This is a genomic window from Fictibacillus phosphorivorans, from assembly GCF_001619875.1.
GTDB lineage: Bacteria > Bacillota > Bacilli > Bacillales > Fictibacillaceae > Fictibacillus > Fictibacillus phosphorivorans_B.
On record NZ_LRFC01000023.1, the window covers coordinates 569,848 to 595,307 of the forward strand.

At 40.0% G+C, this 25,460-nt stretch carries 28 protein-coding genes and 2 riboswitches; of the genes, 2 read left to right on the forward strand and 26 right to left on the reverse strand.

From position 1 onward, the window contains the following. Positions 1 to 15 precede the first annotated feature (15 nt). Positions 16 to 1,590 carry a phosphoglycerate dehydrogenase gene (gene serA, locus AWM68_RS12300; protein ID WP_231868420.1) on the forward strand — a complete coding sequence of 525 codons (1,575 nt, stop codon included), beginning with the start codon at positions 16 to 18 and terminating at the stop codon, positions 1,588 to 1,590. Between the two features lie 66 nt (positions 1,591 to 1,656). Here serA and AWM68_RS12305 read toward each other — a convergent pair whose 3' ends face one another. The 17 genes from AWM68_RS12305 to AWM68_RS12385 form a co-directional block, all read right to left on the reverse strand. After that, positions 1,657 to 2,469 (reverse strand): histidinol-phosphatase, encoded by an 813-nt coding sequence (locus AWM68_RS12305; RefSeq protein ID WP_066242497.1) that lies wholly within the window; start codon positions 2,467 to 2,469, stop codon positions 1,657 to 1,659. Between the two features lie 244 nt (positions 2,470 to 2,713). Continuing rightward, on the reverse strand, positions 2,714 to 3,244 hold the full coding sequence (locus AWM68_RS12310) for an ECF transporter S component (protein ID WP_082820688.1): 531 nt from the start codon (positions 3,242 to 3,244) through the stop codon (positions 2,714 to 2,716). Further along, positions 3,237 to 3,641, reverse strand: coding sequence for a DUF4430 domain-containing protein (locus tag AWM68_RS12315; RefSeq protein ID WP_156488396.1), 405 nt, complete (start codon positions 3,639 to 3,641; stop codon positions 3,237 to 3,239). The genes AWM68_RS12310 and AWM68_RS12315 overlap by 8 nt, the downstream gene beginning before the upstream one ends. A gap of 378 nt (positions 3,642 to 4,019) precedes the next feature. Continuing rightward, positions 4,020 to 4,203, reverse strand: a riboswitch (cobalamin riboswitch). A 108-nt stretch (positions 4,204 to 4,311) separates the two neighbouring features. Continuing rightward, positions 4,312 to 6,111: an ATP-binding protein gene (locus AWM68_RS12320; RefSeq protein ID WP_156488397.1), complete on the reverse strand. Its 1,800-nt coding sequence runs from the start codon at positions 6,109 to 6,111 to the stop codon at positions 4,312 to 4,314. Next, the gene (locus AWM68_RS12325; protein WP_066241957.1) at positions 6,108 to 6,824 is read right to left on the reverse strand and encodes a response regulator transcription factor; all 717 of its coding nucleotides are present in this window, start codon (positions 6,822 to 6,824) and stop codon (positions 6,108 to 6,110) included. Before AWM68_RS12325 ends, AWM68_RS12320 begins: the two co-directional genes overlap by 4 nt. Positions 6,825 to 7,000: 176 nt before the next feature. Beyond that, positions 7,001 to 8,185, reverse strand: a complete 1,185-nt coding sequence (ccsB, locus tag AWM68_RS12330) for a c-type cytochrome biogenesis protein CcsB (RefSeq protein WP_066241961.1) — start codon at positions 8,183 to 8,185, stop codon at positions 7,001 to 7,003. 25 nt (positions 8,186 to 8,210) lie between these two features. Then, positions 8,211 to 9,815, reverse strand: a complete 1,605-nt coding sequence (gene resB / locus AWM68_RS12335; RefSeq protein ID WP_066241963.1) for a cytochrome c biogenesis protein ResB — start codon at positions 9,813 to 9,815, stop codon at positions 8,211 to 8,213. Between the two features lie 12 nt (positions 9,816 to 9,827). Further along, the gene (resA, locus tag AWM68_RS12340) at positions 9,828 to 10,352 is read right to left on the reverse strand and encodes a thiol-disulfide oxidoreductase ResA (protein ID WP_066241966.1); all 525 of its coding nucleotides are present in this window, start codon (positions 10,350 to 10,352) and stop codon (positions 9,828 to 9,830) included. A 54-nt stretch (positions 10,353 to 10,406) separates the two neighbouring features. Beyond that, on the reverse strand, positions 10,407 to 11,153 hold the full coding sequence (locus tag AWM68_RS12345; protein ID WP_066241970.1) for a pseudouridine synthase: 747 nt from the start codon (positions 11,151 to 11,153) through the stop codon (positions 10,407 to 10,409). 94 nt (positions 11,154 to 11,247) lie between these two features. Next, a complete protein-coding gene (locus tag AWM68_RS12350) occupies positions 11,248 to 11,781 on the reverse strand; it encodes a spore maturation protein (protein WP_066241972.1) in 534 nt (177 codons plus the stop codon). Next, the gene (locus AWM68_RS12355) at positions 11,782 to 12,375 is read right to left on the reverse strand and encodes a nucleoside recognition domain-containing protein (RefSeq protein WP_066241975.1); all 594 of its coding nucleotides are present in this window, start codon (positions 12,373 to 12,375) and stop codon (positions 11,782 to 11,784) included. It lies immediately after the preceding gene. Beyond that, the gene (locus AWM68_RS12360; RefSeq protein WP_066241978.1) at positions 12,369 to 13,538 is read right to left on the reverse strand and encodes a D-alanyl-D-alanine carboxypeptidase family protein; all 1,170 of its coding nucleotides are present in this window, start codon (positions 13,536 to 13,538) and stop codon (positions 12,369 to 12,371) included. Before AWM68_RS12360 ends, AWM68_RS12355 begins: the two co-directional genes overlap by 7 nt. Before the next feature lie 78 nt (positions 13,539 to 13,616). After that, the gene (locus AWM68_RS12365) at positions 13,617 to 14,138 is read right to left on the reverse strand and encodes an isoprenylcysteine carboxyl methyltransferase family protein (RefSeq protein ID WP_331710047.1); all 522 of its coding nucleotides are present in this window, start codon (positions 14,136 to 14,138) and stop codon (positions 13,617 to 13,619) included. 32 nt (positions 14,139 to 14,170) lie between these two features. Then, the gene (locus AWM68_RS12370) at positions 14,171 to 15,247 is read right to left on the reverse strand and encodes a type III polyketide synthase (RefSeq protein ID WP_066241983.1); all 1,077 of its coding nucleotides are present in this window, start codon (positions 15,245 to 15,247) and stop codon (positions 14,171 to 14,173) included. Positions 15,248 to 15,603: 356 nt separating this feature from the next. Further along, positions 15,604 to 15,975 carry a hypothetical protein gene (locus tag AWM68_RS12375; RefSeq protein WP_066241986.1) on the reverse strand — a complete coding sequence of 124 codons (372 nt, stop codon included), beginning with the start codon at positions 15,973 to 15,975 and terminating at the stop codon, positions 15,604 to 15,606. A 14-nt stretch (positions 15,976 to 15,989) separates the two neighbouring features. Continuing rightward, on the reverse strand, positions 15,990 to 16,583 hold the full coding sequence (scpB, locus tag AWM68_RS12380; RefSeq protein ID WP_066241988.1) for an SMC-Scp complex subunit ScpB: 594 nt from the start codon (positions 16,581 to 16,583) through the stop codon (positions 15,990 to 15,992). 6 nt (positions 16,584 to 16,589) lie between these two features. Beyond that, on the reverse strand, positions 16,590 to 17,330 hold the full coding sequence (locus AWM68_RS12385) for a segregation/condensation protein A (RefSeq protein ID WP_066241992.1): 741 nt from the start codon (positions 17,328 to 17,330) through the stop codon (positions 16,590 to 16,592). Between the two features lie 134 nt (positions 17,331 to 17,464). Here AWM68_RS12385 and AWM68_RS12390 point away from each other — a divergent pair, with 134 nt between their 5' ends. Next, positions 17,465 to 17,977, forward strand: a complete 513-nt coding sequence (locus AWM68_RS12390) for a DUF309 domain-containing protein (protein ID WP_066241995.1) — start codon at positions 17,465 to 17,467, stop codon at positions 17,975 to 17,977. Between the two features lie 204 nt (positions 17,978 to 18,181). On the opposite strand, the gene AWM68_RS12395 is transcribed toward AWM68_RS12390, so the two are convergent. From AWM68_RS12395 to AWM68_RS12435, 9 genes are all read right to left on the reverse strand, one after another. Beyond that, the gene (locus AWM68_RS12395) at positions 18,182 to 18,616 is read right to left on the reverse strand and encodes a peptidylprolyl isomerase (protein ID WP_066241997.1); all 435 of its coding nucleotides are present in this window, start codon (positions 18,614 to 18,616) and stop codon (positions 18,182 to 18,184) included. Between the two features lie 71 nt (positions 18,617 to 18,687). Continuing rightward, positions 18,688 to 20,010 carry a diaminopimelate decarboxylase gene (gene lysA / locus AWM68_RS12400; RefSeq protein ID WP_066241999.1) on the reverse strand — a complete coding sequence of 441 codons (1,323 nt, stop codon included), beginning with the start codon at positions 20,008 to 20,010 and terminating at the stop codon, positions 18,688 to 18,690. A gap of 93 nt (positions 20,011 to 20,103) precedes the next feature. Then, a riboswitch (Lysine riboswitch) is annotated at positions 20,104 to 20,280 on the reverse strand. 59 nt (positions 20,281 to 20,339) lie between these two features. Continuing rightward, on the reverse strand, positions 20,340 to 21,815 hold the full coding sequence (locus AWM68_RS12405; protein WP_066242002.1) for a spore germination protein: 1,476 nt from the start codon (positions 21,813 to 21,815) through the stop codon (positions 20,340 to 20,342). Further along, the gene (locus AWM68_RS12410; protein WP_066242005.1) at positions 21,796 to 22,374 is read right to left on the reverse strand and encodes a stage V sporulation protein AE; all 579 of its coding nucleotides are present in this window, start codon (positions 22,372 to 22,374) and stop codon (positions 21,796 to 21,798) included. Before AWM68_RS12410 ends, AWM68_RS12405 begins: the two co-directional genes overlap by 20 nt. Positions 22,375 to 22,378: 4 nt before the next feature. After that, the gene (gene spoVAE / locus AWM68_RS12415; protein WP_066242007.1) at positions 22,379 to 22,729 is read right to left on the reverse strand and encodes a stage V sporulation protein AE; all 351 of its coding nucleotides are present in this window, start codon (positions 22,727 to 22,729) and stop codon (positions 22,379 to 22,381) included. Between the two features lies 1 nt (position 22,730). Continuing rightward, positions 22,731 to 23,747, reverse strand: coding sequence for a stage V sporulation protein AD (gene spoVAD, locus AWM68_RS12420; protein ID WP_066242010.1), 1,017 nt, complete (start codon positions 23,745 to 23,747; stop codon positions 22,731 to 22,733). A gap of 12 nt (positions 23,748 to 23,759) precedes the next feature. Next, positions 23,760 to 24,215: a stage V sporulation protein AC gene (gene spoVAC, locus AWM68_RS12425; protein ID WP_066242013.1), complete on the reverse strand. Its 456-nt coding sequence runs from the start codon at positions 24,213 to 24,215 to the stop codon at positions 23,760 to 23,762. Positions 24,216 to 24,230: 15 nt separating this feature from the next. Next, a complete protein-coding gene (locus AWM68_RS12430) occupies positions 24,231 to 24,653 on the reverse strand; it encodes a stage V sporulation protein AB (RefSeq protein WP_066242502.1) in 423 nt (140 codons plus the stop codon). Beyond that, a complete protein-coding gene (locus tag AWM68_RS12435) occupies positions 24,643 to 25,263 on the reverse strand; it encodes a stage V sporulation protein AA (RefSeq protein WP_066242016.1) in 621 nt (206 codons plus the stop codon). Before AWM68_RS12435 ends, AWM68_RS12430 begins: the two co-directional genes overlap by 11 nt. Between the last annotated feature and the right edge of the window lie 197 nt (positions 25,264 to 25,460).

Genomic DNA, 25,460 nt, shown 5'->3' on the forward strand with positions numbered 1-25,460 from the left:
TCAAGGGGTGGAACTGTGACAGCAACCATATTAGTATGTGATGGCATTACGAGTGATGGAGTTGAACCATTAGTAAAACTTGAAGGCGTAGAACTTATATTTGGAAAGCTTGAAGATATCGAGCATCCTGAGAACATTCAAGGCATTATGGTAAGAAGTGCAACAAAGGTCACTGAGGAAGTCTTAGAAAAATTACCTGGACTTCAGATCGTTGCTCGCGCTGGTGTAGGAGTAGATAACATTGATATTAACGCTGCTACTTCAAGGGGTGTTCTTGTCGTAAACGCACCTGAAGGAAACACGATTTCAACTGCTGAACACACTTGGGCAATGATGATGTCTTTAGTACGAAATATTCCTCAAGCAAATCAATCCGTTAAACAAGGTGAATGGAATCGCAAGAAGTATACCGGACAGGAACTGTACCAAAAAACACTCGGTATAATTGGTATGGGACGGATCGGTTCAGAACTTGCAAAACGTGCGAAAAGCTTCTCCATGAACGTTCTTGTTTTTGACCCGTATTTTTCTGCGGAAAAGCAAAAAGAGCTATCTGTTACTTCGGTTGATCTTGATACACTTATCCAACAAAGCGACATCATGACCGTTCATACCCCGCTTACAAACGATACCCGTAAACTACTAAATTATGATAACTTAAAACATGCTAAAAAAGGTGCATTTGTTCTAAACTGCGCACGCGGTGGCATTATTGACGAAGAAGCACTTCTTCATTATCTAGATAGCGATCACCTTTCTGGCTGTGCACTGGATGTTTTTGAACAAGAACCGCCAGTAAGCCGTTCGTTGATTGATCATCCGAATGTCATTGTAACCCCGCATATTGCAGCTTCAACGGTACAGGCACAAAAAAATGTTGCATATATGGCTAGTGACGAAATTAAATCTTATCTCTTAAACCAACCCTTAAAACACGCTGTTAATTTTCCATCATTATCTAAAGATACTTATGAAAAGCTGATTGCTTATTATGATTTCTCCAACCTGCTAGGCTCGTTCACTACTCAATTCTTCAAAGAACCTGTTTCAGAGATTTCCTTAGGATATGGAGGCTCTTTAGCTGATGCTGACACAACTTCGCTCACACGCAGCTTTCTCTGCGGGTTTTTAAAGAAGAGGCTAGACCGTCCAGTTAATGATGTTAACAGTATGGTTGCAGCAAAAGAGCAAGGCATTGTTGTTGGTGAAAAACACGGAACTGCTGATCATGGTTATCCAAACATCATTCATGTAAAAGTAACAGGTGTCAACAAAACGTTTACCCTTTCTGCAACACTCGTTAAAGGTTTTGGCGGCCGTATTATCCAATTGAACGGCTACACGGTAGACTTTGTTCCTCAAGGTTCACTTCTATATATTGAACACAGAGACACTCCAGGAATCATAGGTAAAGTTGGAGCGTTTTTAGGTGAAAGGAATATTAACATTGCAACGATGCACGTTGGAAGAAAATCCGCTGGCGGAGAAGCAATGATGGTCTTAACATTTGACACTCAGCTCCCGGAATCTACTCAAAAAGAACTTGCAAGTATTGATGATCTTCTCGTATGTAAACCACTTGATCTATAAATTCACATGATAAAAGCTCTGCTTCATGCAGAGCTTTTATTTTTAGTTGTTTCTTTGAAAACTCTGTTACCCTAACTCTACTACTTTCCTCTCTCCGCCTTTAAACGTCATTAGTTTCGTGTATCCTGTCTCTTTTGCTAACTGAATCGATGCTTCATAGTTTTCTCCAACTTGATGAGGTTCGTGGGCGTCTGAAGATAGCACGATCGGTATTCCTTTCTTGTAGCAGAGAGAAAGGAGTTCAGGTTCAGGATACAGCCTGCCAACTGGTTTCCGCAGCCCTGCAGATGAGATTTCCACACATGTCTTTGAACGGCTTAAAGCATCTGTTACACGGTCGTATTGTTCGAGTAAAAATTCCTGATCTTTAGGAACATAGTTAAATATCTTCACAAGATCAAGGTGCCCCACGATATCAAATAAGTTACTCTCTGCAAGTGTAACGATTTGATCATAATAAGCACGATACGTTTCATGAAGATCACGTCGGTCCCATTCTTTTCGGTACTCTGCCAGATCTATTCCAAAATCATCTACCCAGTGAACAGAACCAATCACATAATCAAATGGATAGGATTTGATGAACGCAGCCATTTCGTCATGACGACCAGGAGTATAGTCCATTTCAATTGACATTCTCACGTCCATCCCACGTTGATCAGCTTGTTTAAACAAGTTGACATAATCGTCCATCTTGTAATAACGTCTTTCTTCCATCCAAGGTTTTGATACAATGTTCTTTGTTTCATAAAAGTGATAAGCGTGTTCTGATATCCCAAACTCTTGTATCCCTTTTTCTCTTGCGTTGTCTACAAACTGCTTTAGATAGTCAATCGTTAAAGTGCCTTTTTCCAGATGAGAATGGTAATCCGTTAACATATTAATCTCCTTTTTTAAAAACGTTTTACCATATGTATCATGAATAGCTGTTTCAATCAAGAGTTTATGCTCCTAATTTAACTCCAATAAATAATACGCTAAGGCACATCATTAAAAACATCACTGCAAAAAAACGGTTTAAATAGTCTCTCATTTTGTCCTCCTTAAGAAAAGTTAAATCAACTTTATCATCCTATTCAAATCTGATTTTTTTTGAACCATTTTTTTCAGAAAAAAAAGCTCCCTATTCATAGGCAGCTTTCTTGTTCATATCTTTATTTATTTGTTTTTCCATTACGTAGAGAAGCGGTTTGTATAGTACGACAAAGAATACAACATTCCCAATCGCATGATTTAAATCGAACGGCAGACCAGCTATATAATACGGCCAAAATTTTTGCGTGAGTATTCCGCCCATTAACACTGACATGATGAAGCCAAATAAAAATCCGCAGAAACCAGCATATATAGGCAAGACCATCCACGGTATTTTGTGACGGTATCGACCGATCAGACCGCTCATCACGGCAATAAGCCCCCAAGCCATCATCTGGCCGAACGACCATAAGCCATGACCTAACACTAGGTTTGTTGTTAGTGTACTCAAGATAGCAAGCAGCAGTCCGTGAATAGGACCCAGTACAAATGAAGCCAGAATGAGTATCGTTGTGTTTGGCTGAACGTTTGGTATCATTGCAAACCAGATTCGTCCTACAGTTAAAAGAGCTGCTAACAGGGCAATGATCGTCATTCTTCTTATACTGAGGTTATTCATATTTATGGAAATCGAACTCTAATGAATCTCCCGGCTTTAAAGTGATTTCCTTTGCACCCTTCATTGCTTCTTCTCCATTGACAGAAAAGAACCATGATGTTTTATCCTTTTCATTTCCTTCAATTCCTTCAATGCTGCTGATAAAAGCACCATCATATTGAGTTTCGATGTCAAAGTTATCTTGCATAACGTCCATTATTGTAGCACCATCTGTTATATCAACTTTCTTTTCTGTTACCTTTTCTTTTCCATTGTCTTTCGTAATTTGAACCGTTACTTGTTCTTTTTTTGTTTCCTCTTGTTTTGGCTGATCCGCTGTTTCCTTTACTTCACTCGTTCCACAGCCTACGAGCATCATAATCATTGTGGTTAATACTAAGAGTAGTTTTTTCATCATTTTACCTCTTTCTTGTCTTTCTTGAATCAAGGCTTTCCTCAAGTCTATGTTGCTTTTGAAAGAGTAGATTTCCGTTTCAGGTGCTTCGCTTTCGGCAGGGCGTGCGGTGAGCCTCCTGCCGCTTTGCACCCTAGGAGTCTCACCTGCCCCACTCGTCTTGCAGGAGTCTCGCACCTTCCACTACAATCAACTTTTCAATGAAGGTGATAAATTAAAAATTAAAGCAACAGTTGTTTTAGAAAAAAAGCCATATATTCAAGTAAATTTTCGTACAACTAAAAAAATCCCCTTCGTCTACGAAGGAGATTAATAGTATACAGGCAGTCAACAGCAGCCGGCCCTCCGGCACTGTTAAACATCCCCCTATCCTCGTAGGTCATGTCATGTAACAAACAGGCAGGTTTCCTGGCTCTTGATCATCGTCTCCTAACACCTTCCCGTTTTCACAGTGGCGATACTTTAGGATTCTCACAATTACAGTGGCGGGACCGCAACGGCATTTAACCGTTTTCCCTATTAAGCTCATCCAAAAATGGACTGCACCTGTTTAACACTTATGAAATTTGAAATCACAATTCTTATTATAGCCTAATGGAGAAATTTGTGAAATCTTTATTTACTTCACTTATTGTTCCTTATGAAACAAGATTAATCGGGATGTATTGCTAATTTATTTCAACATTCGCGGAATAACAAAGGAAAATGTCGTACCTTCATTATTTTTACTGTGAACACTGATCTGCCCGCCATGTGCTTCAACGATATTTCTAGCTATGGCTAGTCCCAGACCAGTACCACCAGATTTCCCTCGCGTTCTCGCTTTATCGCCTTTATAGAAGCGTTCAAATACAAACGGCAGATCTTCTTCTTTGATACCCGAACCATTGTCACTCACGTAAAACTTAACGTTTTGTTCATTCACATCGATCGACAGATTTACAAATCCACCTTGTGCCGTATGGCGAATCGCATTGTCGATTAAGTTGGTTAACACCTGTTCAATTCTATCAGGATCTACTTCTATTTGATCTTGATCAGCGTCCAGGTTACCTCTTATAGAAAGATTTAATTGAATATCTCTTTCTTTGGCAGGTCCTTGAAACTTACGGACAATTCTTTCGGCAAAAGGTACAATGGCAAGAGAAGCATAGTGAAGCTTCATGTGTCCAGCTTCTAGCCTTGCGAGATCGAGCAGCTCGTTAACAAGCCTTCCCATTCGTTTTGATTCATCTAAAATGATGCCGGCAAGTTCTTTTTTCTCTTCTTCTGATTCGGCGATATCGTCTACGATCGCTTCACTATATCCTTGCAGCATCGCAATCGGTGTTTTCAGCTCATGTGAAACATTGGCAACAAAATCTTCTCTCAATTTATCCATTCGGCGTTCTTCGGTCATATCACGAAGTACGGCAACAGCACCTCTGATAAGTGATTGATCATATAAAGGTGTCATCACAACTACCCATGACCGGCCTTGGATCGCAATCTCTGTCATCTGCTCACTCTCAAGTGAGACAACTTGCTGAAATAGCTGTCTGACAGCTTCAGGAACATTTCCTTTTACTTCAGTCTTCATCCCTGATTCATAGTAAAATGCTTGTAAAAAACGATCTGCAGGTGGGTTAGTAACTAAAATGTTCATCTTCCTGTCAAAGGTAATCACACCGTCTGCCATAGAACTTAGCACGCTTGTTAGCTGTTCTTTTTCTTGATTCAGTGCTGTGATGTTGTTTTTTAATTGACGCCCCATACGATTGAACGTCATTCCGAGTTCCCCGATCTCATCATGTGTTAAGATCGGCACTTTCATATCAAATTCACCTTTGGCTACAGATGTTGCGGCTTCTCGCATTCTTCTTAATGGCGCTGTAATCCGGGTTGATAGGAAGAACGCAAAAACGGTAGTTAAGATGATCGCTATTCCTGCAGCTAAGAAGATTAAATATTTTGTATGATTGGTTGTCTTTTTCACATTTTCAATCGACTGATAAACATATACGCCGCCTTTTGTATTTCCGGCTCCGTACGGTTCCCCGTAAATGATCATCGTCTGCATAGACTCATCATTTTGGTCAAGTACTGGAAACTCTCCATTCACATAGATCTTCTTTTCATTTTCCGTAACGGCAGACAGCTGATCATTTTGGTTAAATACGGAGACTGGGATGTATGGCGAATTATCATACACGTTTTTAGACATGAAAGAATCTTGGTTTTCATCAATGATCATGATGGACATCGAATAGGCTTCAGCCATCTCGCTTGTAATGCGGATTGCTTCTTCCCTATTTTCATCACTTTCCATAATGAGTACCAGCCGGTCTGCCATCTTCGTCAACTGTTCACGTGCCTGGTCATCGTAAAACGTTTCAAAGAACTGTGTGAGCAGGATGGTTAATAGCGTTAGTACAACAGATACTAACAATAAAATCGTTATCCATAGCTTACCAACTACACTTCTCCAAATCATTCATTGCCCGCCTCAAATTTGTAGCCTACTCCCCATACAGTTGCAATCATTGAGGCTGCATCAGGAGAAACCTTGTTAAGTTTTTCTCGAAGTCTTTTGACATGTGTATCGACTGTTCTAAGATCTCCAAAAAACTCATAATTCCAAACGTCTTTTAATAATTGCTCACGTGCATATACTTTGTCAGGTGTTTTTGCTAAATAATACAAAAGCTCGTATTCTTTAGGTGTTAGATTCACCTCTTTGCCTCCTGCTGTTACACGGTGTGCATCATGATCGATCGTAAGGTGTTTAAATACGACTACATTCTTAGCAACCGTTTCTGTTTGAAGAAACTTAGTAGGGGAAGACCTTCTTAAAAGTGCTTTCACGCGTAAGATGACTTCCCTCGGGCTGAAAGGCTTTGCGATGTAATCGTCCGTACCTGCTTCAAACCCTTGAATACGGTTAAGTTCTTCACCCTTTGCTGTTAACATGATGACCGGTGTAGCTTTCTTTTCTCTTAACTTCTCGCACACTTCGATGCCATCCATTCCTGGAAGCATGAGGTCAAGCAAGATAAGATCAAAGTTAATAGATACTGCCATCTGAAGAGCATCCTCACCATTTTCTGCTTCATGTACTTCATAGTTTTCCCGTTCCAGATACATCGTTAATAGTTTGCGAATTCTTTCTTCATCATCAACTACCAGAATTTTAGCTTCTGTATCCATATTCAATCCTCCATATCAAATCTGATAACCACGTCTTTTATATCCTGCTTCTATCATACATGAAACAAAGCGCTGCAAACAAACAGGACATATTGTTTATCTACTTTCACCTTCCATAAAACCTATCATTCCTACAAAAAAGCCCCTCTTATGAAAGAGAGACTCTATTTTGACCTTTATGCATACGAATGCAAACCGACAAGTACAAGGTTTACGGCAATCAAGTTAAACGTGATAATCCAAAAACCTAAAACGCAAAGCCATGCCGACTTTTCACCGTGCCATCCTCTTGAAAGTCTTAAGTGAAGAAATGCTGCGTAGAACAAGAACGTGATTAATGCCCATACTTCTTTAGGATCCCATCCCCAGAATCTCGACCAAGCCTGCTGCGCCCAGATCATCGCAAAAATAAGTGCACCAAGCGTAAAGATCGGGAATCCGATGGCAACCGCTCTATAGCTGATCTCATCAAGAAGATCCGGTTTCATATTCACTTTTGACTGAAGCGCTGCCGCAATTCTTTTTCTTAAAATTAACCGAAGCAATCCGTATAGGACAGCACCCGCTATCAATGACCATATGAACGTGTTTAGTTTAATAGAAGCGTCTACCCCGTTCATCCAAGACGGTGTTGAAAATAGAGGTCCAAATGAGTTGTCCAGCTGTTCCCCATTACTCGGACCTGCTATTGCAGGCATGTCATAAACGACCTTAACAGGCTGGTTCTGCTCGTTCATCATCTCAAATGCTGTTTGATAGCCTGCACCTTTAAATCCGAGTGAAACAACAATGAATCCAACGACAGCAATTAAGCTATAAAGGATAATTTCCAGCCACAGCGTCTTCTTAGACGCTACCGTTTGGTCAACCGTACGGATTAAATAAAGTAGACCTGATACGAACGAAATGGCTAGAATTCCTTCTCCTAAAGCTGCAGTTGTAACATGAATCTTTAGCCAGTCACTTTGAAGTGCAGGAATAAGTGGTGAAATATCCCTCGGAAACATACTAGCATATGCAATAACCAGTAATGCGACAGGCATAGCAAAAACCCCTAAGCCATTAGTTCGATAGATTGCATATAGAATAATGAATGCAAGCACCATCATCATGCCAAAAAAGGTTGTAAACTCAAACAAGTTACTTACAGGTGCATGTCCACTTGCCATCCATCTTGTTATGAAATAGCCTAGTTGAGCTGTAAAACCAATACATGAACTGATAAAACCGATTTTACCCCATTTTTTTGTGTGATCTGCGTCTTTATTCTTTTTGTCTGAAATAGACATTGCAAAAAATAGAGTAGAGAACAAATAAATAATAAATGCACTATATAAAAGCGTGCTGCTGATTTCAGCCATCATTAACCCTCCCGCTTGAACGGCATTACTTAGAATCAGATTCTTTTTCTTCGAGTGGTGTAAGGTTTGTCTTGTTAGACAAGAACTCCACATCTTTTTTTAATCCATACCAATTCTTATTTGTATGAGCTGCTGCCCAAACTTCCCCATGATTCTGTTTGATCCATATTCTTCTATAGTTCCAATACAATCCTTGCGTAACACCAATCATAAAAATAATGCCGCCAAGTGCAATGATCCATAGTGTGTGGTCTTTTCTTACCGTTAGTGCCGTTAAATTTTTCGTTTCGATACCAGCAAACGACATCTTGAACTGGTTATCACCAGAATCAATATTTTTTTGAATTCCTACAAACGCTTTTTCACCTTGAGGTACCTTTGGAGAGTACATAGAAAAAACAAATGCAGGATTATCCGGCAAGTTATTGACCGTAGAAGGCTGTTTATGCTCATTTAAGATAAAATTCGGAAAGTATTCCTCAATTTTCACTTTATATCCATTTCCCAAGTCATACTCGGTTTCTGGATCATGAAGATCAACTGTTAGCTTGCCAAACTTTTTTCCCGTTGCCTTTTCCTCAAGTTCAAAACTCATCTTATAAAACTCATTCAGTTTAAAATCAGTTTGATAGAGTGCGAAAGAATCGAATTTAAACGGTTCATTTACTCGTATTTCACCGTCTTTCACTTTTACAAGTTCAGGGTCAGCCCCCGCCGTATGATTTTCTTTTGTCTTATAAAGCGTTACGTTGCTTTGATAGTTCTTGGCAACTTCACCGCCTACAGAACTTAGTGCACTATTAAACTTCTTTTCTTGTTTATCATACATCTCAAGAATAAATTTATTGTTCTCGAGGTAATACTGCCCTTCGTCACTAGCAGTTCCTGGGATGGACGCTTTTTCTCCTTCTCTCACCCATAAGATGTCGTCAACATACATACCTGGAAAGAATCGAAGCATCGCACCAGTTAAGAAGATAATTAAGCCCACATGGTTTACGTAAGCTCCCCAACGTGAGAATCGCCCTTTTTCAGCAAATAAGTTACCATTTTCTTCACGCACTTTATAACGAAGAGATTCAAGCGTGTATTTAATCTCTTCAAGTTCAACATCATGGCTTTTTGAAAACAAACGCTGCTTCTTCATGAATTGGTCATGTCTTGTGACTCTTTGTGTCTTCAACGCTTTATAAAGCGGAATTCCACGATCAAGGCTAGCAATGATTATTGAGAGTCCTAACATTCCCAGCAAAAGAATAAACCACCAAGAACCATAAAGATTATGAAAACCTAGCAGATAATAGATCAGACCTAATGTTCCGTATTCGCTTTCATAATGGGCTGCAGGATCAACATTTGGAGGAATAAACGTTTCTTGCGGAAAGATCGTTCCGATTGCTGCAGCTACTAAAATGATAACAATTAACCAAACCCCTACTTTTACAGACGAAAAGAAGTTCCAAACCCGGTCAACAAACGTTTGTTTATACGTTTGAGATCGTCTGGCGCTTCCTTCATACCTCATGCTTGATAAAACTTCAACGTCCTGCTGCAGCGGTTTTCCGCAGGCTTGGCAAAGACTTGTTCCGTATGGGTTGGAGTGGCCGCATTCACATGTTATCGATTGCATCTTATCACCCCGTTACGGCTTTATTTTTTCCATAAAGGAAATAATCTTTTTCTCTGACAATGACTCACTTGTCCGGTCGACCACTTTACCATTCTTATCTACAAGAATGGTGGTTGGAATCGGTCCAATCCCGTATGCTTTCGTTACTTCTCTCTCTTTATCCATTGGAATAGGAAATGATAAGCGATATCGATCTGCAAAATTTTGGACAGAAACGTTTGTCTCACTTACATTAACAGCGAGTATTTCTACACCTTGATCTTTGTACTTTTCATATTGCCTTTGCATATAAGGCATTTCACGTTCACAAGGTTTGCACCAAGTTCCCCAGAAATTTAAGAAAACACCTTTTCCACGGTAATCTTCCAGTTCTACCCGTTTGCCATCTAGATCGGTAAGTACAAAATTAGGAGCCGAATCCCCTTTGCTTATGTATGTACCTGACTCTTCATTCATACTGTTGTAAATGGTATAACCGATTGCAACAACTAAAATGGCAAGCAAAGCAGAACGAAACCATAACCTATTTTTTTTCAAGACCCATCCGCTCCTTTAAGCCGCTTCCATTTTACTATAACTTGAAAAAAAAGCCTATCTACGGCTTTTTTTTGACGTTTGTGTGACAGCGAGATTTCTTAGCTGCTTTATTTCATGTGGTGTTAATTCTCGAAACTCGCCTGGATTCAGCCCTTTAAGATCTAAAAAGCCGTACCTTTCACGTTTCAATTTCATGACTGGAGTGCCTATTGCTTCTAACATACGCTTAACTTGACGGTTTTTCCCTTCATGTATGATCAGTTCAACAATAGCCGTTCCCTTTTTCTTATCAATCGACGTTACCTTAACTTTTGCTGGAGCAGTCATTCCATCTTCTAAGCGAATACCTCTTTCAAGCTGCTTGATCTTCTCTCTTGGTGGAATGCCTTTTACCTTTGCGATATACACTTTATCAAGCTGGTAGCGCGGATGCATTAGAACGTTTGCAAATTCTCCGTCATTCGTCATAATAATTGCACCCGTTGTATCATAGTCTAATCTTCCAACAGGGAAAACTCGTTGTTCGATGATGTCTCTAAAATAATCAGCCACTACTTTTCTTCCTTTGTCGTCAGAAACGGCTGTAATTACACCAGAAGGTTTATACATCAAAAAATAAACGGGCTGCTCCCGTTGAATTTGAATTTCATTCACTTCAATTTTATCTTTTGTACCTACTTTTGTGCCGAGCTCGGTCACTACATTTCCGTTCACTTTCACTTTGCCCTCACGAATTAGCTCCTCAGCTTTTCTTCTGGAAGTAATGCCGCTTTGAGCAATCACTTTTTGCAATCGTTCCATGATTTCACCTCATGTCTCATCATACCTTCATTATTCGTAATTCTCAACCTCGGTAAACGTAAAAAAGAACCTCAGGAGGCTCTTTTTTGTCAATTTATGCGTAAAACAAGAGAGAGATCACAGCGATTGATGCTAAAAAACCGATTAGATCTGCTAATAAACCTACTTTTAGCGCATACTTCATCTTTTTAATTCCTACTGCTCCAAAATAAACGGTAAGCACATAAAAGGTCGTATCTGTGCTTCCTTGGATAGTTGAAGCTAGCCTTCCTATAAATGAATCAGGACCATGCGTAGCGATTAGATCAGATGTCATGCCAAGTGCTCCTGTTCCAGATATCGTTCTCATAAGCCCAAGCGGTACTACTTCTGCCGGAATATGAAACAATGAAAACAAAGGACGCATTGCCATCATCACATAATCCAGGGCTCCAGATGCTCTGAACACCGAAATGGCTACAAGCATACCGACTAAAAAAGGAATGATGTTGATGGCGATTGAAAAGCCTTCTTTACCGCCTTCTACAAACGTTTCATATGTTGGTACTTTCTTATACGTGCCATACAATAATATAAAACCGATTAAAAGCGGAATAAACCAGATCGAAAACGATTGAACGATCGCCATTTATTTACCTCCTTTTGGCAAGGAGCGGTAATAATAATATCTATCTATTAATATAGCACCAACAGTAGAAATCGCCGTTGCAATTAAAGTTGGAGCTACAATATCCGTTGGGGACTGTGAGTTGTAGCTCATTCTTATTGCGATAATCGTTGTAGGAATAAGTGTAATGCTTGATGTATTGATCGCAAGAAGTGTAATCATAGACCGGCTAGCTTCATTTTTTCCACCGTTTAGAATCTTTAACTGTTCCATCGCTTTTATGCCCATCGGTGTTGCAGCGTTTCCGAGTCCAAGAAGGTTCGCTGCCATATTGGACAGAATATAGCCTTGTGCGGGATGATCTTTTGGAATATCGGGAAAAAGCCTTTTAACGATAGGTCGAAAAAGAATAGCCAGCACTTCAAGCAAACCGCCTTTTTCAGCGATTTTCATTATTCCCAGCCAAAATACGAGGATGCTTATCATGCCAAAACTGAGCGTAACTGCTTCTTTGGCACTCGTGAAGATGGCTTCGTTCACTTTATCCATTGTTCCGTTAATTCCAGCAACGATAAAACCGATCACCATCATACCAACCCAAATATAATTCACCATAGGCGCGTCTCTTCCTTGGCAACAAAGAAAAGCTTGTTCAGCATGTTTTTAAAGGACGTCCATAAACTTTCTTGAGCTGGTTTAATAAGCGTTTTGCCATCATAATAGAGCGGAAGATCAGCAATTCTCGTGTCCTTTAAGTCTATGAAATAGCGCCCTACAGGCTTAGGAACCTTTTCATCTTCCCATTTCCCTGATTTCGGAAGCTTATACAAATCGATGGAAGAAGAGATTTCTTTCATCTCTTCTTTTAACAAAGGATATGAAAACGTTCTGGCAGCTTCTACTTTGCCTTTATAACCTTTCTCTTTAATGCTTGAGATCTTACCTTCCTTGATAAGCTCTGTCATTTTAAATGAATGGAACCCCCACTCAAATAAGTTCCGGTGATCTTCCCAATCATCAGGATCATTAAGTGTTACGGCAATCAGTTCCATGCCGTCTTTCTCAGCTGTTGAAACTAATGTTCTTTTGGCTCGCTTTGTGTATCCCGTTTTGCCGCCAGTTGAATTGCTGTAGAGCTTCAGCATTTTATTTTTGTTTCTCCATACTCTGTCCCATTTTTCACCGGTTTGCTCTGACCGGTAAACTTTCGTAGAAGAAACGTCTTTAAAGGTATCATTGTTCATCGCATACTTTGTCAGGAGTGCCATATCATATGCGGTTGAATAATGATCTTCATGTGTATCAAGGCCATGAGGATTTCTAAAACGAGTATGCTTCATCCCTATCTCTTCGGCTTTTTGGTTCATCATATATGAAAAGCCTTCTAAACTTCCGCCGACATGTTCAGCGATTGCAACTGCAGAGTCATTTCCGGACCGAAGCATCAACCCATAAACTAAGTCTTCTAGAGGGATTTTTTCACCAGGCTTTAAATAAAGAGAAGAACCTTCTGTTCGTGCTGCATGTTCTGTGATCGTTACTGTGTCATGCATTTTACCTGATTCTATCGCGATGATTGCAGTCATGATCTTTGTTATACTAGCTATTCTCATCGGACGGTGTTCATTTCGTCCATACAGAACTCTTCCTGATGACTGTTCCATCAATACAGCAGCTTTTGCTGATACCCCAGGTTCAGCTTTAGCTTCTTGCGGGAATACAGCAAAGATCAGCGTACAAATGATAACGAGAAGTAATGGTTTTATAGTTTGTTTCATTTATAATCCCGCCCTTTAGGTGTTTTGTAAAAGTTTATGCAAACAAGGACAGGTTATGAATGGGATTTACTTCCGCTGTTATTGACTAGGGAAGAAACGCTGTTTGTGACCGTGGCTTTTTTCGTAGTCTGTCAGTTCCATAAGTGCTTTTTCTTCAGCTGGTATTCGTACTCGTAACATTAAAATATTTAACAACGTAAACAGAATGGCTGTATAATAAGCACCAAAAATTAGAGGAATGACCAAAAGCTCAAGAGAGACTACCGTATAATTCGGATGTCTCATAAATCGATATGGGCCTTTCGCTACTACTGTCGCTCCGGGAAGCAGCAATATTTTCGTATTCCAGTACACGCCGAGTGAAGAGATTGCCCAAACCCGAATCACTTGAGCGATTAGAAATAATACAAAAGGAACCAGCCACCAACTAGGCGGTGTTGCGCTTAGGACATATACTTCTAAAAAGAAAACGGCAAAAAAGGAAACATGCATGAACACCATCCACTTATAATGGTCTTTACCTGCTTCCACAGCGCCTTTCTCTCGAAGTTTCTTTTCATTTGATTTTGCAATCCTTACTTCAGCCAGTCTTTGAATCACGAGAAAACTCCAAAAAAGAAGGAACCACACGTTTACTTCCTCCATTCCACTAATAGAAGTTCAGATGAAAAACCAGGACCGAGAGCAGCCATTACTCCCAGGTCTCCATCTTCTTTTTCTGTTTCCATAAACTTCTTTAGAACATAGAACACAGTTGCAGATGACATATTTCCATTTGACATTAACACATCTCTTGAAATATCTGTCTTAGATAATGGGATCCCTAGAGCTTCAACATAAGCTTCAAGTACTTTCTTTCCGCCAGGATGAGCAATAAAATGTTTAATTTGTTCTCCGACAAGTTGATTTCTCTCCAAAAACTCGTCTACATTGGGTTTTAGCCATGTTCGGATCACATTCGGAATATCTCTTGAAAAAACAACATACAACCCCGTATCTTTTACTTCCCACCCCATCACGTCTTCAGAATGTGGCTTTAAAGTAGACATCGTATCTTTTATATATGGATGTATTTCTGACGTCATAGCCGTATCGGATTCATCACCACAGATCAATGCGCACGCAACACCATCCGCAAACAAAGATGTTCCAACTAAGTTGCTCTTTGATAGATCTTCGTGTTGAAACGTTAATGAGCATAACTCAACACTTAGAACAAGTACATTTGACTTCGGATAAGCTTTGCAATAATCATAAGCTCTTGAGAAACCAGATGCTCCGCCAGCACAGCCCAACCCCCAAATAGGAATCCTTTTTGTATGGGGAGAAAAAGGGAGGATATTCATTATTCTTGCTTCTATGCTTGGTGTCGATAGGCCAGAGCTCGATATAAAAAAAATAGCATCAATATTATCGTATGATATGTTAAGTTTCTGATCTGATATACAATTTTCGATGCACGCTGCTCCTAAATTAGTGGCAAAATCTATGTATAAATCGTTTTTCTCTTGAAAGCTTCTTTTTTTCTTAAACCAATCGATAGGCATCGCAAAATACCGAGACTCGATCTCACCATTTTGAAATACTTTTAGTAAACGCTCGATATCTGAGAATGCATCTTGAAATAAGTTTCTCGCAAACGCCATCGTTTCATTTTGGGAAAGCTTGTGCGGCGGATTAATTGTTTCTACTGCTGCTATTCTTGGCAATGATCTCTCTCCTTCTGCTGCATTTCCTTTTTTAGTAATTTACCCTTAAACAGCCTTTTAAAACGGGGAGCTTATTAATCCGTCTCTAGATGAATTGTAGTTCTCAGTTATAGGTTTCTCACCTACTGCACAGCTCGGGTAACTTTAAATTAGACCCAATAAATTGCGATTAGACTCAATAATTTTTATTTAGACTCAATAAATTCATGTAAGACTCAATAAATTTGTAACAGACTCAATTCGGGAGATGCAATGCTAAAAGTCACTGCAACAGCGCTTGCTCAACAGAGAGTGATCACCTTGAAACCGAAAGCAACACGTCTAAAAACAAAAAAACAGCCAAAAAAATGGCTGTTTTACTTAACTATTTTCTTTAAAGTATTTAGATGAGATCTCAGAACATCTTTGTTTGGATTCAAAAATAAATTTCGAAATTCCTCATAGTTGTTTATATAGCTTCGTTTGCGCTTTAAATAAGCATCATTGCTGGTTAACGCAACAAGCGCAGCAATCTCTCGTATCTTGTAAGTATCCAAGTAACCTTTCCAAAAGTCATGCTGTGTTAATTCCTCTTGAAGTTTTTCTTCAAAATATCGAACATAAAGCAGGTGAAAAGTTTGAGTAATTCCGTTCGACTCATAAGTAGCTTCTGAACGGTTGAAAAAATCCTCTGATGTATTCGGCTTTTCTTTTTCTAACTCTATACCATCAATATGCTGAATCAACAATGCATAACTCCTCCTTACCTATCATCCGTAGATAGTGATTCTTGAAACTTTGAAAAGAACAAATCCGCTTCTTGTTCAACACTTTCTTCTTTAATGTTTTCCGGCAGCGGCGGCAATTCCTTAATGTTCTGCAGACCAAAGTGTTCTAAAAATGCTTTCGTAGTTCCGTAGAGGATCGCTCTTCCCGTACCCTCAGCCCTGCCAACTTCTTTTACAAGTCCTTTTGCAGATAAGGTATGCAGGGGTTTTTCTGTTTTCACACCTCTTACTTCTTCGATCTCAGACCTCGTAATCGGCTGTTTATATGCAATTATTGCAAGCGTTTCAAGTGCAGCCTGTGATAGAGTGGAATGTCCCGGTGTCTCAACAAGACGTTCATAATAGACCGCATGATCAGGCTTTGTTACAAATTGTAGGGATCCCGCATATTCCACAATAGCCATCCCTCTGTCTGGTTTTGCATAACTCTCCTTTAAATCATCAATGATAAGATTTAATTCTTTGCTATCGATCTCCAGTACTTGGGCGATCTGCTTTCTATCAATTCCTTCGTCTCCACTGACAAAAAGCAATCCTTCGATAACTGCTTTTATTTCATTTCGTTCCAAATCGTATTACTCCTCTAACATTGTTATATATATTTCACTAAAATGATCTTGTTGTTCACAATTGATGGATTTTACTTTCATTAGTTCTAATATCGCAAGAAATGTGACAACCACGTGCTCTTTTGTGTTTTTATCGAACAGCTCTGTAAACTTTTTTCGTCCTCCAACTGATTGAAGGGAACTTTTTATTTGTTCCATCCTTGTTTCAATAGGGATCTCTTGTCGCTCAATCGTCGTTCGCGGTGCACGCGTAACCTTTTCTTGAAAGACTTTTTGCATGGCCTGCAACATATCATAAAGGGTTACATTCGTTACTTGTTTGGCCGTTTCTTCTTTTTCAAACTGACTCAGGTCCAGCGGCTGTCTTGTATAAACCAAACTTCTTTGAGATTCCCTTTCTTTAAGTTCATCTGCAGCGTGTTTATACTTTCTATACTCTACAAGCCTTCTAACAAGTTCATCTCTCGGATCTTCTTCCATCTCAAGTTCCATCTGGTTCTCAAACAATTCTTCTTCATGCTTTGGCAGCAACATTTTGCTTTTAATTGCTAAAAGAGTGGCTGCCATTACTAAAAATTCACTTGCCACATCAAGTTTTAATTCTTTCATCGTATGTATATATTGAAGGTATTGCTCAGTGATAATAGCTACTGGAATATCATAAATATCCACTTCGTAGGTTTGTATTAAATGAAGCAGTAAATCTAGCGGACCTTCAAATCCATCAAGCTTCACACTATATTGCATAACATTTCCCCAGTTTTTTCAGCATTTTTGTATTATAAAATTATATCATATTTTGTTCTTATCGAGGTTTGTTTTTATTCACATGATGCATGTGGTAAACTTAAAATCGAGCTTAATAAGGGGCGTGAACGATTGTGACTTACCCAAAACCTTGGATTGAATACTTAATACATTTTCATAGAGATCAAGATTACTTTGAATGCCATGAAGTACTTGAAGAGCATTGGAAGAACGAAGGAATGAAAGGTAATCTGTGGCCAGGACTCATTCAACTGGCTGTTGCACTCTATCATCAAAGGCGAGGTAATATGAACGGAGCAAGAAGAATGATTACGAGCGGATTACAAAAACTTCAAAAAGAAGAATTAGAATTAAAAGAACTTGGAATACAAACACAGCCATTTTTTGAACTGATAAGAGATAGAAAAGAAAAAATCGAGCTAGAGCAACCTTTCGAACCAATTACACTGCCCCTGACTACGGAATTATTACAAAAATGCTTATTTGAAGCAAATGCAACGGAAGAAAATTGGTTCACACATACTCTGACAGATACGAGCATCGTTCATAAGCATTCCTTAAGAGATCGCACCTCTGTTATTGATGAACGAAACAGACAAAAAATAATGAAAAATAGGATTTTATAAAGAAGCTCTTTATTAATTTGCCAAGTTTCAGCTGTAATTCAGCCAATCTCATGATTAATTTGACTAATATCATGATTATTTTGACCAATTTTAATGATATATCGACGAGTCGACAATATTCATCAATTCTCATTTATCTGTGAATCCTTCTATACAGAAAAAGCTCCGGAAATATTCTCCCGGAGCTTTTTCTTCATATTGGAATTATTCTTCCCAAACTTTAACTTCTTTCATTACATCGCCTTGTTTAATACGAAGTACTGTTTCCATGCCTTCGGTAACTTGTCCGAACACAGTGTGCACACCGTTTAAGTGAGGCTGTGGCTCGTGAACGATAAAGAATTGGCTTCCACCTGTATCGCGGCCAGCATGTGCCATAGAAAGAGAACCAGCTACGTGCTTATGCGGGTTTCCTTCTGTTTCACAAGGAATAGAATAACCAGGGCCGCCAGCTCCTGTTCCTGTTGGATCTCCACCTTGAGCTACAAAACCAGGAATTACACGGTGGAATGTTACACCATTATAAAATCCTTCGTTTGCAAGTTTTTCAAAGTTTTCTACTGTTCCTGGTGCTTCTTCTTGGAACAATTCAAAAAGTATTTTTTCGCCGTTTTCAAATTCAATTGAACCTTTTTTCATAAAAAACAGGCCTCCTTCTAACTTCATTACAACTACCATTGTACGGTTAAATGATTGCTCCGTAAACTAATTTACACAAAAACATTTGTTTTTAACGGGATATCATTCTTAATAAGATCTTCATAAGTTTCACGCTTGACGACAAGTTGTTCCTCGCCGTTCTCAACAAACACAACAGCAGGCCGTTGAATACGGTTATAATTGCTTGCCATGCTATATCCGTATGCTCCTGTACATGATACCGCTAAGTAATCGTTATCTGTTACTATAGGCAGATCAATATCCCAAATCAGCATATCTCCGCTCTCACAGCATTTCCCTGCAATGGATACGGTTTGTGCAGGCTTTTCGTTCATTTTATTGGCAACATATGCTTCGTATTTTGCTTGATAGAGTGCTGGACGAATGTTATCGGTCATTCCACCGTCAACAGAAACATAATGCCTGACGCCTTCAATCTCTTTTTGCGAACCGATTGAGTAAATCGTCGTTCCTGCGTCACCTACAAGCGACCGGCCTGGTTCAATCCACAACTCCGGTAAATCTCTTCCTTCAAAACGACGCATCTGTTTTCCCACTTCATCAATCATAGCCGTTACATACTGTTCTGGTGCGAGCGGTGTATCTTCAGAAGTATATTGGATACCAAAACCTCCACCAAGGTTTACAACTTCTGGAAAATACTTGAAGCTCTCTTCCCATTTTTTAAAGTGGCTAAATAGCTTTTCAATCGCGAGTGTAAAACCCTCTGTTTCAAAAATTTGCGAGCCGATATGGCAATGAATGCCTAGGACACGAAATCCTTCAAAAGCAAGAACATCCTCTAGCGCCTTATCAGCCTGGCCGTTGCCTAAGTCAAAACCAAATTTAGAATCTTCCTGGCCGGTAATGATGTAATCATGTGTATGTGCTTCAATACCTGGAGTAAGTCGTAATAAAATGTTTACTTTTTTATCGAGTTTACTGCTTATCATTTTTAGCAGTGAAATCTCAAAAAAGTTATCAACGACAATACATCCCACTCCAGCATTAAGAGCAAACTCTAACTCTTCATAGCTCTTATTGTTTCCATGAAAATGGATTCGTTCTGCTGGAAACTCTGCTTGAAGGGCCGTAAAGAGCTCTCCTCCTGAAACCACGTCTAGACTTAATCCTTCTTGTTCGATCAGTTGAAACATGGCAATGGAAGAGAACGCTTTTGAGGCGTAAGCGACTTGGAAGCCCACCCCTTTTTCTTGGAATGCTCTCTTAAAACCTCTTGCTCTATTTTTAATTAGAGATACGTCATACAGATATAGTGGTGTGCCGTATTTCTTTGCAAGTTCAACCGTATCTGTACCACCTATCCATAGATGATGATTTTGTCCAATTTGTGCTGTACCGTGTAAATTCACAAAAAATCCCCTCTCGTTGTTGATAGAGAATTCAATCCCGACAAATACAAAAGACAGCCGCAACTAAGGCAGGCTGTCATAACCGTACCCTCATGTCGGAATAGCTCTCCACTACTGTTGTAGTGACAGTCCGTTGCTTCTTAAGCAGCGGCCCAGCATAAAAAGTGATGGATCTCTTTTTACACTTCGGCAAATTGACCTTTCAACATATTTCATCGTCATCCACAAACTCCATATGCTACTCATTCGTTTTGCGCCTCTACCTCATATGAGGCATATATAATTAGTTATGAATTTAACACAATTTTCAACAATCAGCAAGGGACAGATTAATTAGTCGGCTGTTTTTTGGTGTTTTGCGGATGAACAATGCTCGGCCGCACTTTAGATAATGGAACAGCGATCCGAATAACAATTTGCATAAAGGCCTTTGGGTTAAAAGGAATGAGCGGCCATAAATAAGGTGTGTTCAAATTCTTGATCGTTGACATGTATAGAATCATGATTGTAAATCCAATGATAAACCCCGGAACTTTAAAGAGCATCACCATTACAATTAAGAAGAGCCTCAGAACTTTGTTTGCGATACTGAGCTCATAGCTTGGTGTTGAGAATGATCCAATCGCTGCTATCGCTACATATAATATAACTTCTGGCACGAACAAACCAACATCGATCGCAATCTGGCCGATCAACACTGCAGCGATCAGACCCATGGCGGTGGAGAGGGCACTTGGTGTATGGATGGCAGCGAGCCGCAAGATATCAATTCCAATCTCTGCAAAAATGATCTGTAAAAACAAGGGAATGTTGGTTGTTTTATTTGGCCCAATAAAATCAATAAAAGGCGGCAGCAGCTCTTTTTCCATCGAAAACAATAGCCACATAGGAACTAGAAAAACAGAAGCGAGCATTCCCGTGAAACGTGTCCACCTTAAAAAAGCACCAATAAAAGGGGTCTGTCTATACTCTTCTGCATGCTGAACATGATGGAAGAGTGTAGTAGGGGTAATAATAACACTCGGTGATGTATCTGTGATGATCAATACATGCCCTTCCATAAGATGCTGAGCTGCAACGTCTGGCCGCTCTGTATATCGGACTAAAGGAAACGGATTCCAGCCTTGTTTCACAATAAATTCTTCGATCGTTTTGTCTGCCATCGGTATTCCGTCGATATCTATTGAACTGAGTTCTTGTCTGATCAGATCAACGAGCCCCGGATCTGCAACGTCCTGAATATAGGATAGACATACATCCGTTTTAGAACGTTCTCCAACTTGCATAATTTCGTGTCTTAAACGCTCATCGCGAATACGTCTTCTCGTAAGAGCTGTGTTAATGATAATGTTCTCCGTATAACCGTCACGAGCACCTCTGACAACCTTCTCGATATCCGGTTCTTCTGGTGATCGTCCCGGGTAACTCCTTACGTCTACAACAAATGCTTCTTCTTCACCGTCAACAAAGATAACGATCAATCCTGAAAGCATGCGGTCTACGGCTTCATCTAAAGATTTTGTGAGCTCCACTTGCTGATGAGCCAGATGATTATGTACAAGATCTTTAACTTTGCTAGGTGATCTATGACCGTGATCCATATCCATTAGCTCACGATAGATCATAATAATAAATTCACTGTCACAAAGACCTGTACAATAATAAAGCTGCAGTTCTTTTTTTAGTACAAATATCTTTCTGACCCCAACGTCAAAACTTACGCCGATCCCAAGACGGTCTTTTAAGAACTTTTCCGTATCATGAATATTTTTACTGATTGGCGTCTTATTTTTGTCGTTTCCCACTTGATTCGCTCCTTTCTAAAATTAGTTTAATGGCTTTAACCGTGATCGGAGCACCTTTTTCCACAGCATCAAAACCTGACATTTTACCGATGTCCCCGATTCCTACTACTAATGGCAGATTCAGTTCATCGAGTATGTACACGGTATCCCCATTTATTCTTCCTGTTTCTAAATCTGGCAGCCCGCTCTTATCAATGCCAAACTCTGTGAGTTCACCATATCTATCTATCGAGCAATGCACTTTCGTCCACTCAGCAAAATGAGTCTTTGAAGCGACAGCTACCGCACCGATCACATCAATGTCTTTTTGCTTATGAATGAATCTCATGGCATGTTCTCCGGGTCCCTCTCCTTTAAAACCACAGTCATCAAACATGACGAGTACAGGATCATTCGGTGTTGTTCGGATCATTTCAACAAGTTCTTCACCGCTCTTTTTGGATGGATTTCCCCATGATTGCGAAATACAACGACCGCCAACTTGTTCTGCAGCATATTCAACAACCCGCAATGCATAGAGATCTCCATCTGTTATAAAAATGACCCGTTTTTTCACCATAGAATCACCCCTTTGGTTCAAAAATGACTGCTACTAAAAATCCAAACAAGATGGCCGAAGAAATACCTGCAGATGTTAGCTCAAAGATCCCCATCGCAATTCCTATGAAACCATGTTCGTCAGCTGCTGCCATCGCACCATGAAGAAGAGAATGACCAAAGCTTGTAATTGGAACGGTAGCACCCGCTCCTGCAAACTTGATTAAATTATCATAGATGCCAAATGCGTCAAGAAGAGCGCCGATTACAACAAATGAAGTGGTTACATGTGCCGGTGTTAATTTCAATATATCCATCATCAGCTGACCAACAACGCAAATGGCGCCTCCTATTACAAATGCCCAGAAAAATTCCATGTTATTGTCCTCCTTCCGCCCGCTCTAGAACAACTCCGTGAGCAACCGTTGGAATGCTTTCTTTTTGTTGAACCATCACCGGGTTTAATAGTGCTCCTGTTGCGACCATTAGAACTTTTTTTAGATTCCCTTTTCGGATCTCATCCAGGATATATCCATACGTGACAACAGCAGAGCATGCACAGCCGCTTCCGCCAGCGAACACCTGCTGATCCGAGCGATAGATCATCAGCCCGCAATCCCGATGGTTATCTGAAACATCATAGCCCTGTTCTTTTAGCAGCATTTTTACAATCGGTGCACCGACACCTGAAAGATCTCCTGTAGCGATTAAGTCATACTCATTTGGTTCAACATTCATTTCTTTAAAATGAGCAGCAATCGTGTCAGCCGCTGCCGGTGCCATCGCAGAACCCATATCAAAAGGATCTTTTATCCCTAAGTCAACAACTTTTCCAACTGTTGCTGATGTAATCTTAATATCAGAGACCTCTTTGCTCACAAGCGCTGCACCTGCACCTGTTACGGTAAATGTAGCTGTATCTGGTTTTTGTCCGCCATATTCTGTTGGGTATCTAAACTGTCTTTCGGCTGTTGCATTGTGTGAACTAACGGCTGCCACAACCCTGTTAGCGTAACCGCCATCTACCAATGCTGCGCCTAACGCTAAAGATTCCATAGAAGTTGAACAAGCCCCGAATACCCCTAAGTAGGGGATACCGTTCCCTCGCGCTGTATAGTTAGCCGATACGATCTGGTTAAGCAGATCTCCCGCCAATAAAAAATTGATATCCTCAGGCTTCATCTTTACTTTTTGTAAACATGCATTGATCGCATCTTCCATCAGCTGCCTTTCAGCAAGCTCCCAGTTCTTTTGACCACAATGAAGGTTGTTATATGTTTTATCGAAGTAACTGCCTAATGGACCTTCACTTTCCATCGGACCAACGGCAGTTCCTGCTGCATTTAGATACACATTATTCGCAAACTTCCACGTCTGTCTTCCTAATAAATTCATGTTTCCCACTCCTTATATCACATGCTGAAAGATATACCGAATCATCCCAAAAACATAAGCGGCTACTGCACCAAATACGATTACAGCTCCTGCTAACTTAAACAGATTTGTAGCCACTCCAAGAACGAGCCCTTCGCTCTTATGTTCTAAAGCAGCACTCGTTACTGCGTTTGCAAAACCTGTTACGGGAACTACTGAACCCGCCCCAGCAAACTGGCCGATCTTATCATAAACACCTAATCCTGTTAATAGAGCTGCAATTAGTATGAGAGTTGCAACAGTTGGGTTTCCAGCCGTCTCTTGTGAAAAATTAAAGAATTCCATATAAAAGTTTTGAATCGCTTGACCGATCACACAGATTAAGCCGCCTACTAAAAATGCTTTTAAACAATTTAAAACATAAGGAGGTTTAGGCTGAATCGGTTTGATTTTTTTTGCATATGCTTGCTGTTCTTCTTTTGTTGCCATAAAACACTCACATCCTTAGTGATTAATGTAATACATCCAATGAAACAAAGATCCTGAAATCTTACCTAATACAATCGCCATTAATATGATGATGATCTTCTCACCGAACCCTACTCTTTTTGCAAGAATCGGTAGCACGTTCAAGACTTCAGTCAGTGCAGCTGCAAGCATCCCTACAAAGATTCCTGCTAGTAGTCCAATCGGGACCAGAAAGAATGCTGGAAACGAAATGGAAGCGTTTCTTAAGTTCATCCAGCCGCCGATTACTGCCCCCAATATAATGCTTAATTCATAACCCCTGATGTACCGATATGTTTTTGAAAGCTGCATCAGTCTTGGCACAATCCCTAAAACTGTGATCAGCGCAACGAGCCCAGAACCAACCGTTATTCCTCCTCCAAATCCAATAAAAGCAATCAGCAAGACTTTAATTCCCATTGATCTTTTTCTCGGTTTCTTTGTTTTCATGAACGATCACATACTGATCAAGGTCTTGTTGATAATTGAACATCTCTACTTCTAAAGGACTTGGTTCTTCGTTAAGCCTTTTACGGAACAGGTGGTTAAAGAACAGAATCATTCCGAGACCAAGACCAAATGAATAAGGAATCTGCAGCAATAATGGTTGCTCTTTATAGTGCCCCGTTATCATAAAATAGATTTTTTGATGAACAAGCTGCATGCTGACATCCTCATGAAAATTCATTATCGCAAGCGCAGAGCCAGTAAAAAGCAATAGCCACACGAGTACAAAATAAACAGGTGCTAACTTTTTTTGTTTCATCTGAATCTCTAGAATCGATTGTGCAGGGCCGATCGTCTGAACATCTAAAACTGGTCTTTTCTGTTGGATCGTTCCGATCACACGCATAACATCTATAACAATCAAATGCTTATCTTCAGGGGTTACTTCATGGATAACATATCCCTTGATGTCTCTTTCTAGCTCATCAGATGCAACAATCTGTGCAACATCACCGATCGTGACTTTCTGATGTAAAAGGACCTGTACACGTTGACGCATACGCAGGTATACCGTTTTATCCAAGTTCACTTCACCTCTTTCTAAGCGCATTTGTGTTTAGTATGCGATACCGCAATTCTTATCATGCCTCTCATCGAACACCATCCAAAAACTACCACAAAAATAGATAAAAAATGTCGAAAGTGGTTGATTTCCGTTCCAGGTACTCCCTTTCCGCGGGGCGTACGGTGAGCCTCCTGCCGCTTTGCGCCATTAGGAGT

Bases quoted from the DNA above. Each gene is read 5' to 3' on its own strand.
- AWM68_RS12385 (WP_066241992.1), bottom strand. From the start codon at position 17,330: ATGCAATATAGTGTGAAGCTTGATGGATTTGAAGGTCCGCTAGATTTA.
- AWM68_RS12345 (WP_066241970.1), bottom strand. From the start codon at position 11,153: ATGGAACGATTGCAAAAAGTGATTGCTCAAAGCGGCATTACTTCCAGA.
- ccsB (WP_066241961.1), bottom strand. From the start codon at position 8,185: ATGGCTGAAATCAGCAGCACGCTTTTATATAGTGCATTTATTATTTAT.
- AWM68_RS12355 (WP_066241975.1), bottom strand. From the start codon at position 12,375: ATGGTGAATTATATTTGGGTTGGTATGATGGTGATCGGTTTTATCGTT.
- AWM68_RS12320 (WP_156488397.1), bottom strand. From the start codon at position 6,111: ATGATTTGGAGAAGTGTAGTTGGTAAGCTATGGATAACGATTTTATTG.
- AWM68_RS12305 (WP_066242497.1), bottom strand. From the start codon at position 2,469: ATGTTAACGGATTACCATTCTCATCTGGAAAAAGGCACTTTAACGATT.
- AWM68_RS12325 (WP_066241957.1), bottom strand. From the start codon at position 6,824: ATGGATACAGAAGCTAAAATTCTGGTAGTTGATGATGAAGAAAGAATT.
- AWM68_RS12395 (WP_066241997.1), bottom strand. From the start codon at position 18,616: ATGAAAAAAGGTTCAATTGAATTTGAAAACGGCGAAAAAATACTTTTT.
- AWM68_RS12430 (WP_066242502.1), bottom strand. From the start codon at position 24,653: ATGGGAATTAAAGTCTTGCTGATTGCTTTTATTGGATTTGGAGGAGGA.
- AWM68_RS12310 (WP_082820688.1), bottom strand. From the start codon at position 3,244: ATGAATAACCTCAGTATAAGAAGAATGACGATCATTGCCCTGTTAGCA.
- spoVAE (WP_066242007.1), bottom strand. From the start codon at position 22,729: ATGGAATTTTTCTGGGCATTTGTAATAGGAGGCGCCATTTGCGTTGTT.
- AWM68_RS12350 (WP_066241972.1), bottom strand. From the start codon at position 11,781: ATGGCGATCGTTCAATCGTTTTCGATCTGGTTTATTCCGCTTTTAATC.
- AWM68_RS12410 (WP_066242005.1), bottom strand. From the start codon at position 22,374: ATGGTGAAAAAACGGGTCATTTTTATAACAGATGGAGATCTCTATGCA.
- AWM68_RS12360 (WP_066241978.1), bottom strand. From the start codon at position 13,538: ATGAAACAAACTATAAAACCATTACTTCTCGTTATCATTTGTACGCTG.
- AWM68_RS12315 (WP_156488396.1), bottom strand. From the start codon at position 3,641: ATGATGAAAAAACTACTCTTAGTATTAACCACAATGATTATGATGCTC.
- spoVAD (WP_066242010.1), bottom strand. From the start codon at position 23,747: ATGAATTTATTAGGAAGACAGACGTGGAAGTTTGCGAATAATGTGTAT.
- spoVAC (WP_066242013.1), bottom strand. From the start codon at position 24,215: ATGGCAACAAAAGAAGAACAGCAAGCATATGCAAAAAAAATCAAACCG.
- resB (WP_066241963.1), bottom strand. From the start codon at position 9,815: ATGCAATCGATAACATGTGAATGCGGCCACTCCAACCCATACGGAACA.